At 67.2% G+C, this 17,525-nt stretch carries 19 protein-coding genes; 11 read left to right on the plus strand and 8 right to left on the minus strand.

The window, feature by feature from the left end; genetic code table 11:
* Positions 1-60 precede the first annotated feature (60 nt).
* The 10 genes from GPX89_RS25840 to GPX89_RS25885 all read left to right on the plus strand — a co-directional run bounded on the left by GPX89_RS25840 (position 61) and on the right by GPX89_RS25885 (position 7,955).
* Positions 61-885, plus strand: a complete 825-nt coding sequence (locus GPX89_RS25840; protein ID WP_328602325.1) for a CoA transferase subunit A — start codon at positions 61-63, stop codon at positions 883-885.
* The gene (locus GPX89_RS25845; protein ID WP_157390242.1) at positions 882-1,664 is read left to right on the plus strand and encodes a CoA-transferase subunit beta; all 783 of its coding nucleotides are present in this window, start codon (positions 882-884) and stop codon (positions 1,662-1,664) included. Before GPX89_RS25840 ends, GPX89_RS25845 begins: the two co-directional genes overlap by 4 nt.
* Positions 1,661-2,842 (plus strand): thiolase family protein, encoded by a 1,182-nt coding sequence (locus tag GPX89_RS25850; RefSeq protein ID WP_157390243.1) that lies wholly within the window; start codon positions 1,661-1,663, stop codon positions 2,840-2,842. The genes GPX89_RS25845 and GPX89_RS25850 overlap by 4 nt, the downstream gene beginning before the upstream one ends.
* Positions 2,839-3,567 carry a protocatechuate 3,4-dioxygenase subunit beta gene (gene pcaH / locus GPX89_RS25855; protein ID WP_157390244.1) on the plus strand — a complete coding sequence of 243 codons (729 nt, stop codon included), beginning with the start codon at positions 2,839-2,841 and terminating at the stop codon, positions 3,565-3,567. The genes GPX89_RS25850 and pcaH overlap by 4 nt, the downstream gene beginning before the upstream one ends.
* Positions 3,557-4,102, plus strand: coding sequence for a protocatechuate 3,4-dioxygenase subunit alpha (gene pcaG / locus GPX89_RS25860; protein WP_157390245.1), 546 nt, complete (start codon positions 3,557-3,559; stop codon positions 4,100-4,102). The genes pcaH and pcaG overlap by 11 nt, the downstream gene beginning before the upstream one ends.
* A complete protein-coding gene (gene pcaB, locus GPX89_RS44805) occupies positions 4,095-5,450 on the plus strand; it encodes a 3-carboxy-cis,cis-muconate cycloisomerase (RefSeq protein ID WP_157390246.1) in 1,356 nt (451 codons plus the stop codon). Before pcaG ends, pcaB begins: the two co-directional genes overlap by 8 nt.
* Entirely contained in the window at positions 5,447-6,217 is a 771-nt protein-coding gene (gene pcaD, locus GPX89_RS25870) for a 3-oxoadipate enol-lactonase (RefSeq protein WP_328602326.1), read from the plus strand. The genes pcaB and pcaD overlap by 4 nt, the downstream gene beginning before the upstream one ends.
* Complete coding sequence (gene pcaC, locus GPX89_RS25875) at positions 6,214-6,624, plus strand: 4-carboxymuconolactone decarboxylase (protein ID WP_328602327.1); 411 nt, start codon at positions 6,214-6,216, stop codon at positions 6,622-6,624. Before pcaD ends, pcaC begins: the two co-directional genes overlap by 4 nt.
* A gap of 2 nt (positions 6,625-6,626) precedes the next feature.
* Positions 6,627-7,442 carry an IclR family transcriptional regulator gene (locus GPX89_RS25880; RefSeq protein WP_157390248.1) on the plus strand — a complete coding sequence of 272 codons (816 nt, stop codon included), beginning with the start codon at positions 6,627-6,629 and terminating at the stop codon, positions 7,440-7,442.
* A 309-nt stretch (positions 7,443-7,751) separates the two neighbouring features.
* On the plus strand, positions 7,752-7,955 hold the full coding sequence (locus GPX89_RS25885) for a three-helix bundle dimerization domain-containing protein (RefSeq protein WP_157390249.1): 204 nt from the start codon (positions 7,752-7,754) through the stop codon (positions 7,953-7,955).
* A gap of 49 nt (positions 7,956-8,004) precedes the next feature.
* On the opposite strand, the gene GPX89_RS25890 is transcribed toward GPX89_RS25885, so the two are convergent.
* Both GPX89_RS25890 and GPX89_RS25895 read right to left on the minus strand, forming a co-directional pair.
* Positions 8,005-8,967 (minus strand): amidohydrolase family protein, encoded by a 963-nt coding sequence (locus GPX89_RS25890; protein ID WP_157390250.1) that lies wholly within the window; start codon positions 8,965-8,967, stop codon positions 8,005-8,007.
* A 46-nt stretch (positions 8,968-9,013) separates the two neighbouring features.
* Complete coding sequence (locus GPX89_RS25895) at positions 9,014-10,162, minus strand: amidohydrolase family protein (protein ID WP_235948001.1); 1,149 nt, start codon at positions 10,160-10,162, stop codon at positions 9,014-9,016.
* Between the two features lie 99 nt (positions 10,163-10,261).
* On the opposite strand from GPX89_RS25895, the gene GPX89_RS25900 reads away from it, so the two are divergent.
* On the plus strand, positions 10,262-10,909 hold the full coding sequence (locus GPX89_RS25900; RefSeq protein ID WP_198347592.1) for a TetR/AcrR family transcriptional regulator: 648 nt from the start codon (positions 10,262-10,264) through the stop codon (positions 10,907-10,909).
* A 2-nt stretch (positions 10,910-10,911) separates the two neighbouring features.
* Here GPX89_RS25900 and dmpG read toward each other — a convergent pair whose 3' ends face one another.
* Genes dmpG through GPX89_RS25930 form a run of 6 tightly spaced genes read right to left on the minus strand, consistent with a single transcriptional unit; the run spans position 10,912 to position 17,329 of the window.
* Complete coding sequence (gene dmpG / locus GPX89_RS25905) at positions 10,912-11,925, minus strand: 4-hydroxy-2-oxovalerate aldolase (RefSeq protein ID WP_157390251.1); 1,014 nt, start codon at positions 11,923-11,925, stop codon at positions 10,912-10,914.
* Positions 11,922-12,866 (minus strand): acetaldehyde dehydrogenase (acetylating), encoded by a 945-nt coding sequence (locus GPX89_RS25910; protein ID WP_157390252.1) that lies wholly within the window; start codon positions 12,864-12,866, stop codon positions 11,922-11,924. Before GPX89_RS25910 ends, dmpG begins: the two co-directional genes overlap by 4 nt.
* Positions 12,863-13,678: a 2-keto-4-pentenoate hydratase gene (locus GPX89_RS25915; protein ID WP_328602328.1), complete on the minus strand. Its 816-nt coding sequence runs from the start codon at positions 13,676-13,678 to the stop codon at positions 12,863-12,865. The genes GPX89_RS25910 and GPX89_RS25915 overlap by 4 nt, the downstream gene beginning before the upstream one ends.
* A complete protein-coding gene (gene mhpA / locus GPX89_RS25920) occupies positions 13,675-15,438 on the minus strand; it encodes a bifunctional 3-(3-hydroxy-phenyl)propionate/3-hydroxycinnamic acid hydroxylase MhpA (RefSeq protein ID WP_157390253.1) in 1,764 nt (587 codons plus the stop codon). The genes GPX89_RS25915 and mhpA overlap by 4 nt, the downstream gene beginning before the upstream one ends.
* Complete coding sequence (locus GPX89_RS25925; RefSeq protein WP_328602329.1) at positions 15,435-16,463, minus strand: VOC family protein; 1,029 nt, start codon at positions 16,461-16,463, stop codon at positions 15,435-15,437. The genes mhpA and GPX89_RS25925 overlap by 4 nt, the downstream gene beginning before the upstream one ends.
* Positions 16,460-17,329 (minus strand): alpha/beta fold hydrolase, encoded by an 870-nt coding sequence (locus tag GPX89_RS25930; RefSeq protein WP_157390254.1) that lies wholly within the window; start codon positions 17,327-17,329, stop codon positions 16,460-16,462. Before GPX89_RS25930 ends, GPX89_RS25925 begins: the two co-directional genes overlap by 4 nt.
* Between the last annotated feature and the right edge of the window lie 196 nt (positions 17,330-17,525).

Consider the following 17,525-nt stretch of genomic DNA (forward strand, 5'->3'; position numbering starts at 1 on the left):
ATACGAATCCCCTGATTCGAATTCCACACGACAGCAACAGATTTCACCGAAGGAGTGAGTGTGGCCAAGATTTCGCCCTTGGCGCAGGCGGTGGCCGAGCTCGTACATGACGGCGACACGGTCGCCCTCGAAGGGTTCACCCATCTGATCCCGGTAGCCGCCGGACACGAGATCATCCGCCAGCGCCGCCGCGACCTGACCCTGGTGCGCATGACGCCCGACATCGTCTACGACCAGATGATCGGCGCGGGATGCGCCCGCAAGCTCGTGTTCTCCTGGGGCGGCAACCCGGGCGTCGGGTCCCTGCACCGGTTCCGCGACGCCGTACAGCACGCCTGGCCGGTGGCCCTCGAGATCGAGGAGCACAGTCACGCGGGCATGGCCAACCGCTATGTCGCGGGGGCGTCCGGACTGCCGTTCGCGGTGCTGCGCGGCTACATCGGCACCGATCTGCCGACGGTCACCGACAGCATCAAACCCATCACCTGCCCGTTCACCGGCGAGCAGCTCGCCGCGGTGCCCGCGCTCACCCCCGACGTCACCGTCATCCACGCCCAGCGCGCCGACCGGCACGGGAATGTGCAACTGTGGGGACTGCTCGGAGTGCAGAAGGAAGCCGTCCTCGCGGCCCGGCGCAGCCTGGTCACCGTCGAGGAGATCGTCGACGAGCTGACCCCGATGCCGGGCGCGATCGTCCTGCCCGCCTGGGCGGTCACCGCCGTCGCCGAGGTACCCGGCGGCGCGCATCCCTCCTACGCGCAGGGCTACAGCGAACGCGACAACGACTATTACACGGCCTGGGACGCCATCAGCCGTGATCGTGACGCCTTCGCCCGCTGGCTCGCCGACACCGTGTACACCCCGACCGCCGGGAGCCTGGCATGACCCTCACCCAAAGCCTGACCGCCGCAACCGAATCCGAGTACACGGCCGATGAGATGATGGCGGTCGCCGCCGCCCGGACACTGCACGACGGCGCCCGCTGCTTCGTCGGCATCGGGCTGCCCTCCACCGCGGCCAATCTCGCCCGCACCACCCACGCCCCCGGACTGGTGCTCATCTACGAATCGGGCACGCTGGGATCCAAGCCGGACCGGCTGCCCGCCTCCATCGGCGACGGCATCCTCGCCGAAACCGCCGACGCGGTGATCTCCGTGCCGGAGGTCTTCAACTACTGGCTGCAGCCCGGGCGCATCGACATCGGATTCCTCGGCGCGGCACAAATCGACAAGTACGGCAATATCAACACCACCGTCATCGGCGACGACTACGCGCACCCGGCGATCCGGCTGCCCGGCGCCGGCGGCGCGCCGGAGATCGCGGCCTCCTGCGGCGAGGTGTTCGTCGTCGTGCGGCAGTCACGCCGGGCCTTCGTCGACCGGGTCGATTTCATCACCTCGCTCGGCCACGGCCGCGGCAACGGCGAACGCCATGCACTCGGATTGCGTGGCGCGGGACCGACTCTGGTGATCACCGACCTCGGCGTACTGCGGCCGGACGAGACCGGCGAACTGGTCCTGGTCGCGGTGCACCCGGGCATCTCCGTCGAGCAGGTACGCGCGGCGACCGGCTGGAACCTGCACGTGGCACCGGATCTGCAGACCACCGCGCCGCCGACCGACGCGGAACTGTCCGCCCTGCGCCGACTGCGGGCGGCGTCATGACCGGCGCCTTCCTCTACGACGGCATCCGGACCCCCTTCGGCCGCTACGGCGGCGCGCTGAGCGGAGCGCGTCCCGACGATCTCGCCGCGCACGTGCTGCGGGTGCTCGCCGACCGCACCGGGCTGGATCCGGCGACCGTGGACGAGGTGGTGCTGGGCGCCGCCAACCAGGCCGGTGAGGACAATCGCAATGTCGCGCGCATGGCCGCGCTCCTGGCAGGGTGGCCCACCGCCGTGACGGGTAGCACTGTGAACCGACTCTGTGGTTCCAGCCTGGACGCCGCCATGCAAGGCTCGCGTCTGATCGAAACCGGGGACGCCGCAACCGTTGTCGTGGGCGGCGTGGAATCCATGAGCCGCGCACCGTGGGTCGTGCCCAAGCCCGCCAAGGGTTTTCCGGCGGGCAACGAGACACTGCACTCCACGACGCTGGGGTGGCGACTGGCCAATCCCGCCATGCCGACACGGTGGACGGTATCGCTCGGCGAAAGCACCGAGATCCTCGCGACCCGTTACGGAATCGACCGCACAGCACAGGACGAATTCGCCGCGCGCAGCCACCAGCTCACCGCGAAGGCGTGGGACAACGGCTTCTACGACGACCATGTCATCCCCGTGCCCGGGACGCAGCTCACGCGCGACGAACCCCTGCGTCCCGGCACGACCGTCGAAACCCTCGCACGGCTGAAGCCATCGTTCCGTCCCGACGGCTCGGTCACCGCGGGCAACGCCTCACCGCTCAGCGACGGCGCGTCCGCGCTGCTGCTCGGCGACGAAAGACTCGCCGACCGCATCGGTTTCGCGCCACTGGCGCGCATCGCGGGTCGGGGCGCGGCGGGGGTGGATCCGGAGGTGTTCGGGCTCGGTCCGGTCGAGGCGGCGCGAATCGCCCTGCGGCGCGCCGGAATCGGGTGGGACGACCTCGGCGCCGTGGAACTCAACGAAGCCTTCGCCGCGCAATCGCTGGCCTGCCTGGCCGACTGGCCGTATCTGGACCCGGACATCGTCAACGTCAACGGCGGCGCCCTGGCCATCGGGCATCCGCTCGGCGCCTCCGGTGGACGCATCGTCAATCAACTCGCCCGCGAAATGCGGCGCAGCGGCAGCCGCTGGGGGCTGGCCGCACTGTGCATCGGCGTCGGCCAAGGGCTCGCCGTGGTTCTGGAGGCAACAGCATGACAATCCCGATCCTGACCGGCTATCGCCGCGATCCGGAAGGCACACATCCACCGCTGAATTCGCCGGACTACCTGTCCACCGGACTGCGGCATCCAAAGCAGCCACTGGTGTTGCTCCCGCAGCGGCTGACCGAGCTGACCGGACCCGTCCTGGGTGAGGGCCGCCTCGGCAGCAACGACCACGACCTGACCGCCCAGCACCGCGCCGCACCACAGGGGCAGCGCATCGTCGTGCACGGCCGGCTCCTCGACGGCGACGGCCGTCCGATTCCCGATGCCCTCATCGAGATCTGGCAGGCCAATGCGGGCGGCCGCTACCGCCACGACCGCGACCGCTGGGACAGCCCGCTCGACCCGAACTTCGACGGGGTAGGGCGCGTTCTCACCGACAGCGCGGGCCGCTACGAGTTCATCACCATCAAGCCGGGCGCATATCCGTGGCGCAATCACCACAATGCCTGGCGGCCCGCGCACATCCATTTCTCGGTCTTCGGCCGCGCCTTCACCCAGCGACTGGTCACGCAGATGTATTTTCCGGGCGACCCGCTGTTCTTCCAGGACCCCATCTTCAACGCCGTGCCCGAGGCGGGGCGGCAACTGCTGATCAGCCGCTTCGACTACGAACGCACCCGGCCGGGGTGGGCACTGGCCTTCGAGTTCGACATCGTGTTGCGCGGCCACGATGCCACACCTTTCGAGGACGACGAGGACGACGATGACATCTAGCTTGCCCAGCACCCCTTCCCAGACCGTCGGCCCCTATCTGCACATCGGGCTGACCTGGTACGACGGACCGTATGCCGTGCCACTGGGCACACCGGGAGGCTGCTGGATCCGCGGGCGGGTACTCGACGGTCAGGGCGAGGTGATCGACGACGCGATGGTCGAGATCTGGCAGGCCGACCCGGACGGGCATTTCGCGCACCCCGACGACGGCCGCGAGGTGCGCCCCGAGTTCCGCGGCTTCGCCCGCAGTGACACCCGTGGTGGCGAATACTCCGTCTACACGGTTGTTCCCGGGGCGGTGGACGACATCCAGGCGCCACACATCGATGTCTCGGTGTTCGCGCGCGGGCTGTTCCACCGCGTCGTCACCCGCATCTACTTTCCCGAGCACACCGAAACGCATCGCACCGACCCGGTCCTGGCCGCGCTGCCGCAGCAGCGGCGAAACACACTGATAGCCGAGCGATCCGACGACGGCTACACATTCGACGTACGGCTGCAGGGCGACGGCGAGACGGTGTTCTTCGATGTCTGACCGGCTGTTCGACAGCGTGCTCGCCGCCGGTCCGGTCGCCGAGCACCTCGGCGACCGCGCCTGGGTACAGGCCATGCTGGACTTCGAGGGTGCGCTGGCGCGGGCCTCCGCCGAGGCCGGGCTGATTCCCGGCGAAGCCGCCGATGCGATCGAAACCCAATGCGATGCAGCGCATTACGACGTCGCCGCGATCGGCGCGCAGGCGGTCGGAATCGGCAATCCGGCCGGGCCACTGGTCCGCGCGCTCACCGCGCGGGTGACGCCGGAGGCCGCCGGATACGTACACCTGGGCGCGACCAGCCAGGACGTCATCGACACCGCCACCATGCTGGTCACCGCGCACGCCCTGTCCGCGCTGGACGGGGATCTGCGCGCCTGCGCCGAGCAGTTGGCCAGGCTGGCCGAAACCCACACCGGCACGGTCATGGCCGGGCGGAGTCTGCTGCAGCAGGCGCCCCCGGTGACGTTCGGACTGACCGCGGCCGGATGGCTCGACGGCCTGCTCGCGGCCTCGGACCGGCTCGAGCAGTTGCGCCGGGAACGGCTGGCGGTTCAGCTCGGCGGCGCGGTCGGAACACTGGCCGCCCTGGGCGATGACGGTCTCACGATCCTCAGCGGTGTCGCGCGGCGCCTCGGCCTGGCCGAGCCCGTCACGCCCTGGCACACCGAACGCAGCCGTATCACCGAGATCGCCGGGGCGCTCGGCCAGACCTGCGCGGCCGTGGCCAAGATCGCCCGCGATATCACCCTGCTCGCTCAGACCGAGGTCGGCGAGGTCTGGGAACAGGGACCGCCCGGCACCGGCGGCTCCTCCACCATGCCCCACAAACGCAATCCGGTCGCCGCCGTCCTGGCATCCGGATCCGCAAGCCAGGCACCGGGATTGGTGGCGAACCTGCTCACCGCGGCGATCCACGAACACCAGCGGGCCGCCGGCGCCTGGCACGCCGAATGGCGGCCGTACCTCGAACTGCTCCGCACCACCGGCTCCGCCGTGCACTGGCTGCGCACCAGCCTCGAACGCCTGCGAGTGGAACCCGACCGCATGCGCGTCAACCTGGACCTCACCGGCGGCCTGCTGCTCGCGGAAAACGTCGCCATCGAGCTGGTTTCAGCATCCAGCGGCGATCTCGGCCGGCAACAGGCCGGAGCGGTGGTGACGGCATGCTGCCGCGCCGCACTCGCCGGGGGCGGCGAGCTCGCCGATATCCTGGCGGCCGATCCGCAGATCGCGAAGTACCTCTCCCGGGCCCGGATCGACGAACTGCTCACCCCCGACCGGTATACGGGCTCGGCCGCCGAGTTCGTCGAGCGAGCTTTGGCGACGTGGAAAGGCCGGTCGCAGTGAGTATTCCGGTGAATTACACGATCGACGGTCCCGACGATGGTGATCCGGTGCTGCTCAGCGGCTCCATCGGCAGCGACCTGCGCATGTGGGAGCCGCAGCTGGCGGCGCTGACCGCGGCCGGGTATCGCGTGGTGCGCTACGACCATCGCGGCCACGGCGGATCCCCCGTACCGCCGGGCCCGTATACCCTCGCTGACCTGGCCGCCGATGCCCTCGCGCTGCTGGACCGCCTCGATATCCGGCGCGCGCACTGGGTCGGCCTGTCACTGGGCGGCATGGCCGGCATGTGGGTGGGTGAGCATGCGCAGCACCGGCTTCGGACCCTCACCCTGTGCTGCACGTCGGCGGCACTGCCGCCGAACGCTTGGGCCGAGCGCGCCCGCCTCGTGCGAGCCGAAGGCATGCGACCGGTCGCGGAGAGCTCACTGCGGCGCTGGTTCACTCCCCGGTGGCTCGCCGACCAGCCCGAGCGCGCCCGCTTCTTCGCCGACATGATCGCGTCCCAGTCCGGCGAGGGGTACGCATCATGTTGCGCCGCAATCGAAACCATGGACATCGCGGCGGCGCTGCCACGCATCACCGCCCCGACGCTGGTGATCGCCGGTGCCGAGGACCCGGCCAGCCCGCCCGACCACGGCCGGAGCATCGCCGAAGCCGTCACCGGCGCCCGGCTCGAAATCGTCAGCCCCGGTGCTCATCTGGCCAGCGTCGAAGCCTCCGATACCGTCGATGCCCTGATCCTCGCCCACCTGAAGGAGAATCCGTGACCGACCGCGCCGCAGCAGGCATGGCAGTACGCCGCGAGGTCCTCGGCGACGCCCACGTCGACCGGGCCGTCGCACGCACCACCGAGTTCACCCGGCCGTTCCAGGAGTACATCACCGAGTCCGTGTGGGGATCGATCTGGACGCGGCCCGGATTGGATAGGCGCACCCGCAGTTGCGTTACCCTTGCGGTGCTCACCGCCCTCGGGCGGCACGAGGAGATCGCCATGCACGTGCGCGCCGCGCTCGGTAACGGTCTCAGCGCGGCGGAGATCGCCGAGGTGCTGCTGCACACCGGCGCCTACGCCGGAGTGCCGGCCGCCAACGCCGCCTTCGCGATCGGGCAGCAGGTGCTGGCCGACCTCGGGCAGAACGCGGCACGGCAGCCATCGGTCGAGGAGGACGAATAGCCATGGGGGAACTCGACAGTCAGGTCGACGACACCACACGCGGCACCCACTACGTGCAATCGCTCGAACGCGGGCTCGCGGTCATCAAGGCATTCAGCGCCCGCACCCCACAGTTGACGCTGTCCGATGTCGCCCGCGAGACCGGCCTCACCCGCGCCGCGGCCCGCCGCTTCCTGCTCACCCTCACCGACCTCGGCTACGTCCGCACCGACGGCAAGCACTTCTCACTCACCGCCAAGGTGCTCGAACTCGGCTACTCCTACCTGTCCAGCATGACCCTGCCCGAAGTGGCACAACCCCACCTGGAACAGCTCTCCGCGCAGGTACACGAATCCAGCTCCGTCTCGGTCCTGGATGGCCAGGATGTCGTCTACGTCTCCCGCGTCGCGGCCTCCCGCATCATGACCGTCAGCATCAACATCGGCACCCGCTTCCCCGCCTACGCCACCTCCATGGGTCACGTCCTGCTGGCCGGACTCCCCGCCCGCGACCTCGACGCCTACCTGCGCACCACCCCGCTGCAACGATTCACCGCCAACACCATCACCGACCCGGCCGCTCTGCGCGTCGAACTGCAAACCGTACGCGCACAAGGCTATTCCCTCGTCGATCAGGAGCTCGAGGAAGGACTCCGCTCCGTCGCAGTCCCGATCCACGACACCTCCGGAGCCGTGGTCGCGGCAGTCAATGTCTCCACCCATGCTTCCCGCCGCAGCCTCGACGACATCCGCACCAACCTCATCCCCCATCTGCACACCGCAGCCCGCGGCATCGAACGCGACCTGTCCACCGCCAAACCCGTCACCCGCCTCGGCTGAGCCGGTGACCGTAAGCTCTCGCCGAATCCGATGGCATTCTCGTGTCATGGAGGCTGGCGACGCGGATCGCGGTCGTCGAAAGTGATTCCAGCACAGGCCTCCGCGATCTTTGGTTAGCCGACTATTCGCTCACTCTCACGTGTAGCACTCTGCAAATGCTTGGCAGCTCGACACATTAAAGGGATTCGATCGCAAGATTTCTCCGAAATAGCAGCTACAGTACGATATCCGGGAGATGTGGCCGCACCGATTCCACACTGAACTCGATCACAGTATTGACTGCGGGAACATTGCTGCCGAGGATAGGGTATGGATATCGATGAGGCGCAGGAAATCCGGATAGTCAGTCAACTGTTGGCCGATTGCAATCCACGAATCCCGGAGACAGTTGTAGCGATCACCGTCGACGAAGCTCTCCGGAAGTTCGACGGCTGCCCTATCCGAGATTTCGTTCCGCTGCTTGTTCAGCGAATCGCCGCAAGAAAGCTCGCCGAGTATCCGGACGACGACTAGAAGGATTCGGAGCTGTGCGATGCGTGCCGGTTCGCTGCGGACATCGCGCTCAGATCTTCAGGCGCGGGAAGAGCGTCTCACAGTTGCCGCGGTCGACGGCGGCGCGGAGGGAGTCGTCGAGGGGGTAGTTCTCAAACTCGTTGTTGAGGAAAGAGATCGCCGCCGGCGGGGCGAAGGGGAAGTCGCTGCCGTAGGTGATGTGGTCGGGTTCGGCGACCGCCAGCAGGCTCGGCAGGGCCGTCGGGCTGCTCGATAGCGCGATGTCATAGTAGAACTGCTTCAGGAGAGCCATGTGCCCCGCGACCGGGTTCGAGTCCGATTCGACCTGGGGTACAGCTGTATTGGCCGCGAACATGGTCAGGAAGATGCGGTAGGCGATGTAGGGGACGAATCCGCCGGCGTGGGCGAGGATGAATTTGATACCCGGATACTTCGTCATTGCTCCGGAGAGGACGAGGCTGATCGCGGTGCGGGTGGTGTCCAGCAGGAAGTCGGCGGTGAACGTCGGGATGCCGGGTACCGGCTCGGCGGGTAGTTCGCCGGGGTGGATGAACACCACGACCCCGCGCTCGTGCAGGAACTGCAGCAGGGGCTCGAATCCGGGATCGCCCAGGTAGCGGCCGTCATTGTTGGCGAGCAGCACGATTCCGTCGGCGTGCAGCACGTCGAGGGCATATGCGGCTTCGGCGAGCGCGCCCTCCACGTCCGGCAGAGTGAGGGTCGCGAAGAACCCGAAGCGGTCCGGCTGCCGCCGCACCAGATCCGCACTGTATTCGTTGATCTCCCGCGCCCAGCCCCGCGCCTCAGCGATGTCGCCGAAGTAGACACCGGGCGTGGACAGCGACAGGATCCCGGTCTGAATGCCGTGGCCGTCCATGAATTCCAGCGCCGCCGACTCCGACCAGGAGGGCAGGTCGATGCCGCCGGGGCGGATCCCCTTGGCATGCATCCACTCCGCGTAGCGCGGCGGAACGATGTGCTGGTGGGTATCGATGCGGTGTGCGCGGCTCATGCCGATGCCTCTCTCTGGTCTACTTGTCCGGCGAGCGCTCGGCCGGTTATGAGGCGACCGCCGCGGCCAGGCGTGGCAGTTGCCGCAGCGGGTTGATTCGTTCGACTTCCCATCGCTGGTCCGCGTCGAAGATTTCGCTGAGTCCGGGGGCGGGATCAGGGTTTCCGGACTGCGGCAGTGTGAGTGCGCTGAAGGGCCAGTCCGAACCGAACGATATATGGTCGCGGCTCATGACCGCCAGAACACTCGCCATGGCGGCTGCGGATCCGCTCAGCGCGGTGTCGACATAGAAGTTCGAGATCTGATGCTGGATGTCGAGCACCGAAGGCTTCGGCAGGTTCTCGGGCCACAACTGCCCGAGGACCGTCTGAGAGGCCACGCTGATCCGGTGGGACAGGAACGGCAGGGTGCCGCCTGCGTGCGCGAGTTGGAATCTGATGTTCGGGTAACGCTGGGTCACTCCGGTCACCATCATCATGGTGGCGGCCCGGGTGGTGTCGAAGGTGAACTCCTCGAGGAAATCCGGCAGCGGCAGTTGAGGTTTCGCATTGTCCGGGATCGCGGCGGGGTGCACGAAGACGTAGGCCTTGCGCTGGTCCAGTGCGACCATCAGCGGCTCGAAGCGCGGATCGCCCAGGTAGACACCGTTGTAAGCAGACAGCAGAATCACGCCATCCAGACGCAGCACGTCCAGGGCGTAGATTGCCTCCTCGATGGAAGCAAGGATGTCAGGCATCGGCAGTACCGCAAACGCCCCGAACCGGGTCGGGTTCGACTTGAACAGTCCAGCCGCATAGGTATTGCAGTAGCGGGCCATATCGTTGGCTTCCTTGCCGGAGAGAAACGACACACCCGGGTCCGATACGGACAAGGCTTGAGCCTGAATGCCGTAGAAGTCCATGAACCCGATCGCAGCCTCCGGCGACCAATCCGGTGTCGGGTAGCCGCCGATGGTGAGATGTCCATGCTCGAGCAGCGCGGCCCGGTAATCCGGCGGCAGGAAATGCGCGTGGACATCGATGCGATAGGTGCCGGTCGGCGCGGGCTGTTGGGCGTGGGCGGGAACCGCCGGCTCGATCGGCAGGGCGGCAGTGGTGGCCGCAGCACCGAGTGCACCGGCGACAACGCCGCCCAGAACGCGGCGGCGGTTGAACATTGCGGGACGTTGCGGGAAGGATTCGCGCACTTCGTTCATCGCTTTCCGGGTAGGAGGACTGCAGGAGGCAGGTCGAAATCGTGTCTGATGGATTTGTCAGATATGATTCGCATACCGTTTTCGACCGGAAGTGAGACCATGACAGCGGAACCCGCGACTCGGACCCGCATCGACCGACGGCGCGAGCGCACTCGCAACGCACTGCTCGGTGCGGCGCGGAAGTTCCTGTCGGAGGGGCGTTCCGCGGTCAGCATTCAAGAGATCACCGACGCGGCCGATGTCGGCTTCGGGTCCTTCTACAACCACTTCGAATCGAAGGAACAGCTGTTCGACGAGGCTGTGCGCTCGGCGCTGCAGGTCTATGCCGAGATGCGCGACGGCATCGTCCAGCTCTACGATGACCCGGCCGAAGTGTTCGCCGTCAGCTTCCGGATGACCGGGCGACTGCAGCGACGGATGCCGGAACTGGTGCGGGTGATCCTGCATTCCGGCATGTCGATCCTGCTGCGCGAGGAGGGTCTGGCCCCACGTGCCCGACGAGACATCCTCGCGGCTCAGGAAGCGGGACGCTTCGAGCCGATGGACGCGGACATGGCGATCATGGCCGCCGGCGGCGCCCTGCTCGGTCTGCTGCAACTGCTGGACGCACAGCCCGACGCGGACGCCGACGCGCGCACCGACGAGATGACCTTCCACGTGCTGCGCATGTTCGGCATGAACAAGCACGCCGCACAGAAGCTGGTGAGCAATCCGCTGCCGGATCTGCCCCAACTTCCCGAATCCTGATCTCACCCGGCCCTGCCGCCGATCCAGTCGAGCGCGATGTCGACGATCATGTCCTCCTGCCCGCCCACCAACCCGCGGCGACCGGCCTCGGTCAGCAGGTCGCGGACGTCCACTCCGTAAGTGGCGGAGGCCCTTTCGGCGTGGCGCAGGAAGCTCGAATACACCCCGGCGTAGCCGAGGGTCAGCGTCTCGCGGTCGACCTGAACGGGTCGATCCAGTAGCGGACGGATCAGATCGTCGGCGGCATCGGTCAGCCGGTTCAAGTCCGCCCGGTGTTTCCAGCCGCTGAGGTCGGCGACCGCCACGAATGCCTCCAGCGGCGTATTGCCGGCTCCCGCACCGAGACCCGCCAGCGACGCGTCGACCCGGATCGCGCCCTCTTCCACCGCGACCACGCTGTTGGCCACGGACAGTGACAGATTCTGGTGCGCGTGGATCCCGATCTCGGTGGTCGGATGCAAAACGTCGCGATAGGCCCGGACCCGTTCCCGCACGCCGCTCATGGTGAGCCGGCCACCCGAATCGGTGACGTAAACGCAGTGTGCGCCATACGATTCCATGAGCTTCGCCTGGCTCGCGAGACCGGCCGGGGTGTTCATGTGGCTCATCATGAGGAAGCCGGACACATCCATGCCCAGTTCCCGGGCGTGGGCGATGTGCTGGGCGGCGATATCGGCCTCGGTGCAGTGAGTCGCGATCCGCACCGACCGGACACCGAGATCGTAGGCGCGGCCCAGATCATCGATGGTGCCGATACCGGGCAGCAGCAAGGTCGTCAGCCGAGCGTGGGTGAGCGCGCCCGCCGCCGCTTCGATCCACTCCCAGTCGGTGTGGCTGCCCGCGCCGTAGGTCAGGCTGCCGCCGTTCAGGCCGTCGCCGTGGGCGACCTCCACGGCGTCGATTCCGGCGGCATCCAACGCGGCGGCAACGGCGGCAACGGTTTTCGGCGTGATGCGATGACGCAGGGCATGCATCCCGTCCCGCAGCGTCACATCCTGGAGGAAGACTTCGGTCATCGGACACTCTCCGAGGTGGTAGCGGCCATGCGTTCGGCCACCCGCACGGCAGCCGAGGTCATGATGTCGAGGTTCCCGGCGTAGGCGGGCAGATAGTGTGCGGCGCCCTCGACTTCGAGGAACACCGAAACCTGGTGGGTGACAACCGCGCCACCCGCCAGGGTGCGCACAGATTCAGGGTCGATCGGCGCGATCTGCACAGCCTGTTTGAGGCGATAGCCAGGCACGTAGGCCGCGACCTCCGCGATCATCGCCTCGATCGAATCTCGCACTGCGGCATGGGTTACCGGGTCGGGGTCACCGATCAGCGCCAGCACTGTGTCGCGCATGATCAGGGGCGGCTCGGCCGGATTCAGAATGATGATGGCCCGCCCGCTGGTCGCGCCGCCGACGGCTTCGATGGCGTGCGAGGTGGTTTCGGTGAATTCGTCGATATTGGCGCGGGTTCCCGGCCCCGCCGATTTCGAGGCGATGGAGGCGACGATCTCGGCGTAGGGCACGGCGGCGACACGGGCGATGGCGGCGACGATCGGGATGGTGGCCTGTCCCCCGCAGGTCACCATGTTGACGTTGGGCGCGTCCAGGTGCTGGTCGATATTGACGGCGGGCACGACGAACGGGCCGATGGCGGCCGGAGTCAGGTCGATCAGCCGTTTGCCGTACGGTTCGAGCGCGGCGGCGTTGGCGCGATGCGCGCCGGCCGATGTCGCGTCGAATACGATCTCGATCTCGTCGAAGTGTGGCATGGCGATGAGCCCTTCGACCCCCTTCGCGGTCGTCGGCACCCCCATACGGTCGGCGCGGGCCAGGCCATCGGAGGCCGGGTCGATGCCGACCATGGCGGCCATGTCGAGCGTGTCGGAGTGGCGAAGGACCTTGATCATCAGATCGGTGCCGATATTGCCCGAGCCGATGACGGCGACCTTGGTGCGGCGGCTCATTGTTCCTCCAAAGTGAAGTCGACGGTGCCGAGTGTGCTTGCGCCGCTGAATAGTTCGGAACGAACCCGGGCACCGGTGCGCAGCGGTGCCATCGGTCCGAGCGCTCCCGACAGCACGATCTCCCCGGCGCGCAGCGGATCGCCGAAGTCGCGGGCGGTGCGAGCCAGCCAGGACAGGGCCTCGAGCGGATCGCCGAGACAGGCCGAACCTGTTCCCGTGGAGACGATCTCGCCATCGATTGCCATGTTCATGGAGATTTCGCGGGGTTCGAACTCGGTGAGCGACAGCCGCTCGGGGCCGAGCACGAACCATCCGCTGGAAGCGTTGTCGGCGACGGTGTCGGCGAAACTGATGTCCCAGTCGGCGATCCGGCTGTCGACGATCTCCAGCGCGGCCGCTGCCCAAGCGACCGCCCCGCGCACGCTCACCGCGTCCAGCTGATCGCCGTCCAGATCGGCGCTCAGCACGAAGGCCAGTTCGGCCTCTACCTTGGGCTGCAGCAGTCGCGGTCGCTGCGCCACAACGGTTTCGGAGACATTCATATCGCCGAACAGCACACCGAAATCCGGCTGGTTCACGCCGAGTTGTTGCTGCACCGCCGGGGAGGTCAACCCGATCTTGCGGCCTACGATCCGCGCACCCGTGGAAAGGCGATCGTCGATGCCGATGCGCTGCACCGCATAGGCCAAGGCGACGTCATCGGGCCCGATGAGATCGCGGACCGGGGTGGTCGGAAGTCCCGAGCGCACGGCTGCGGACAATCGTTCGGCAGCCGTTCGCACACGCGGCGAGTCGGTCGAGGTCGCGGTCACAGGGCCTCCTCCAGATGGGGTTCGGTACCCACGGCGGGCGGTACCTGATCAGATCCGGCCGGAGCCGATACCGCGATGAGGGTCGGTGCGGAAATCCCTAGCTGCCGGAACAATTCGGCGACCAGCGCGCCGCCGCGGCCCGCGGGCGCGCCGCCGAAGACATATCGGTCCGGACGCACCAGGAGCAGACCACCGTTCCCGATGCCCGCCCGGGCGAACCAGCGGGTCAACGCGCCGGTGTGGTCTTCCACATCGGCGTAGTCGGTACCTGCGTGGCGGCCGTCGCCAGGCTTGCCCTGCGGCCGTCCACCCGACGGATAGACAGTGACGAAACGAGCGCCGAGGGCCCGCAGCGCCGCCACATCGTCGGCGGCCAACGCAACACGCGGGTCGACGCCGGAGCCGATCACCGAGAAACCCAGGCCCAGAACGTCATCGAAGCGGCGGTGGTGACCGTCGTAGGTGCGCACCTGCGGCTGTGGGGTGAGGGTGCCTTCGGCTCCACGCCATCCGCGCCGGGGCAGGCCGACGTAGGCGTTGCGGCGGAAGCGCGGCGCGGGCTTCATTTTCGCGGCGCGGATCCAGCCGCCCAGGCCCGGCAGCCGCAGCGCGGTGGTGAGCGCGAGATCCCGGGCGGCCGCGGCCAGCTTGTTATCGATGGACACCAGCGCCTTGTTGAACACCGAGAAGTCGATCATGGCCTTGGCGTGTGGGCGGCGTTCGGACTCGTAGCTGTCCAGGATCGTCTCGTCGGCGCCGTGTTCGATGATCGCGGTCAGCTTCCACGACAGATTGTCGGCATCGCGCACACCGGAGTTCATACCCTGGCCGACGAACTGCGGGGTCATGTGCGCGGCGTCACCGGCGATGAGGACACGTCCGACCCGCCAGCGGTCGGCGATGACCGCGTTGAAGGTGTAGACGAGTTTGCGCAGCACCTCGACCTCGTCCGGGTCGACGTAGCGAGAGATGTGACGCCGCACCGTCTCCGGATCCTCCATCTCCTCCTTCGACTGCGATTCGTTGAGCATGAACTCGAAGCGGTGATGCCCGTCCGGCTGCGGACACGACACGATCGGCAGCGCGGGATCACACACGAAGTCGAAGTACGGCAGATGACGGAACGCGTCCACGCCGTCGCGGGCCTTCAGATCCACCACCAGCCAGCGTTCCGGGAAACTGATGCCGGTCATATCGATTCCCAGCTGGGTGCGCACCACACTGCGGCCGCCGTCGCAGCCGACCAGGAACTTCGCGCGCACCCGCTCGGCGGTGTCCGGATCGGTGCTGGGCGTGTGCTTCCCATAGCCGGTGCCGCGGCATTCGGCGTGCACCACGGTGACCGCGTCCGCGGTCTGGCTGAAGTCGACGACCTCCCGGCCACGGCGCACTGTCGCGTGCGGGTACCGGTCCAGCGCGCGTTCGAGGGTGCTCTCCAGGTACGGCTGGTACAGGAAGTTCACCACCGGCCAGCCCAGGGGCCGCTCGGTCTGGCGGAACTGGATCAGCACCCGGCCGTCCGCGCGGACCCACTGCACGCTGGAGTCGACGTTCATGTCCGCCGCGAGTTCGTCTGCGGCTCCTGCGGTTTGGAAGACGCGCATGCCCTCGTCGTCGGTGTAGACCGCCCGTGCAAGGCCGTAGTACTCGGGCTCGCGTTCCAGCACGAGCACGCTGATGCCGCGGCGGCCGAGCAGGTTCGCGAGTGTCAATCCGGTCGGGCCGAGGCCCACGACCACCACGTCGTAGTCGGTGTTCATCGGATGCGTCCTCCCGTGAGTTCGGGCACGGTGATCTCCGGCGTCCGGACCGTGCGTAGCGCCTGCCGGAACTGGGCGAATTTGTCCAGCACGGTCTCCCCCACAGGGGTGTGGCCCCAGATGCTGATGCCCTGGTAGGTCGTTGGCTCCCAAGTGGATTCGAGTTCGGGACCGATCACGATGGGATTCCAGCCGACCTCGAGTTCGAAGCCGGACGGCGTGATGCTGTAGTAGGACAGTTCGCGGTCGTTGGTGTGCTGGCCGACCGACCACGCCATCCGGAAGCCCAGCTCCTTCACTCGCTGATAGGACGCGAGCATGTCGTCGAGAGTCGCGGACTGAATGTTGATGTGCTGCACCCGAGTTCGGATCGGATCAATCTTCACGCCGCGCAGATTGGCGATGGCGATCGAATGGTGGCGCTCGTTGACCCGCAGGAACCTGATCTTCATCTTCAGCCCTGAGATGTTCTCGTCGATGTAGTCCGACAATCGGGAGTCGAAGACGGTCTCGTAGTAGCCGCGCAATGCCTCGGGTTCGCGCGAGACGATCGCCACGTGCCCCATGCCGGCCTCGCCGGTCACCCAGCCGGAGCTGCGCATCCGCAACGGCTCGGGTGTGGTGACGGGCGCCGTGAAGATCTCCTGCGTCATACCTTTCGGCCCAGCGAAGCGCCACAACCGCTCCACACCGCGTAGAGCGGCTTCTTCTGCAGCGCCTTCGGCGATCGGCACGCCGCGGTCGGCGACTCGGGCGATGATGCGGTCGAAGATCTCGTGATCATCGATCTGCCAGCCGAGCGCGGTCACGTCCTCGGCGGGACCACGTTGAACCAGGAACCGGCAGGTGTGGTCATCGAGGCGGAAACGCAGGCCGACACCGTCGAGGGTATCGACGTGCATCCCGATCGCGTCGGCACCGAAGCGACGCCACTCGGACTGCCGATTCGATTGCACGACAATGTATCCCAGATGCACGGCACCGAAGACCGAATCGACGGCACGGGGACGGCGAACTTCGCTCACGGCTTCGCCTCGAGAAATGCGGTAGCCAGCGTGTTGAACAGCTCCGCGCGCTCCCACTGCACCCAGTGGCCGGTGTTGGCCGCCAGATACAGATCGCAATTGGGCATGGCCTCGACCAGCATCCGACCACCCTCGGGCCGGTTGACCTTGTCGTCGGTCCCCCAGACCACCAGTGTCGGCTGTTCGACCTTGCGCAGCCGCGAGTCGCGCGTGAAGTCCATGCGCCACAGCGTGCGCAGCGCCAGCGGACCGGACGGCCGCCGCAACGGCGGATTCGCCACCACATCCGGATCGATGCTGGCCTGATAACGGGTCTCGATGAGCTCCTCGGGCACCGAAGCGCCGTCGAATACCAGGTACTCACGAATGAACCGAGTGAGCTTCTCCCGGCTCGGGCCACTGCCCGAGTAGTAGTTCAGCAGCTGCTGAAGTCCCGCAGTGGGCAGTGCACGGGTGGTACCCACCCCACCCGGTCCCATGAGGATCAGCCGATTCACCTTGTCCGGCCGGTCCATCGCCAGCCGCAGCGCAGCCGCGCCACCGTACGAGTTGCCGATCAGATGCGCCGAGGCAATACCGAGCTCGTCCAGCAGCCCGCCCACCGATCCGGCGAGATCACCGAACGGGTCCGCAGGGTCGATCCACTTCGACGACCGCCCATACCCCGGCATATCCGGCACGATGACGTGGAAGCACTGCGCCAGCGCCTCGATATTGCGCGAGTAGTTGGACTCCCCGGATGCTCCGGGCCCGCCACCGTGCAGCAGCACCACCGTGGGCCCGGTACCGGCCTCGATGAAGTAGATCTGCCGCCCGCCGACCCGGACCGTTCGCCCGGTGTCGACGCCCTTGTCGATGCTTGCCATCTCCGCCTCCACAACTGATGTTGATCAAATCATCAGTTACGATGCGGTTCGCTGTCAAGAGAAAATTGATGGAAGTATCAGTATTGCGGAGTCCATTCAGAAGAGGCAGACAGCGTTGCGGAGGCGGAGGCACACCGCGAAAGGGCGTAGCCGCAGCGGTGATCCCGCAGCCGATTACGGCAGCGTGGCGAGTCGA

Source organism: Nocardia terrae (assembly GCF_009760405.1).
In the GTDB taxonomy this organism is placed as follows: Bacteria; Actinomycetota; Actinomycetes; order Mycobacteriales; family Mycobacteriaceae; genus Nocardia; species Nocardia terrae.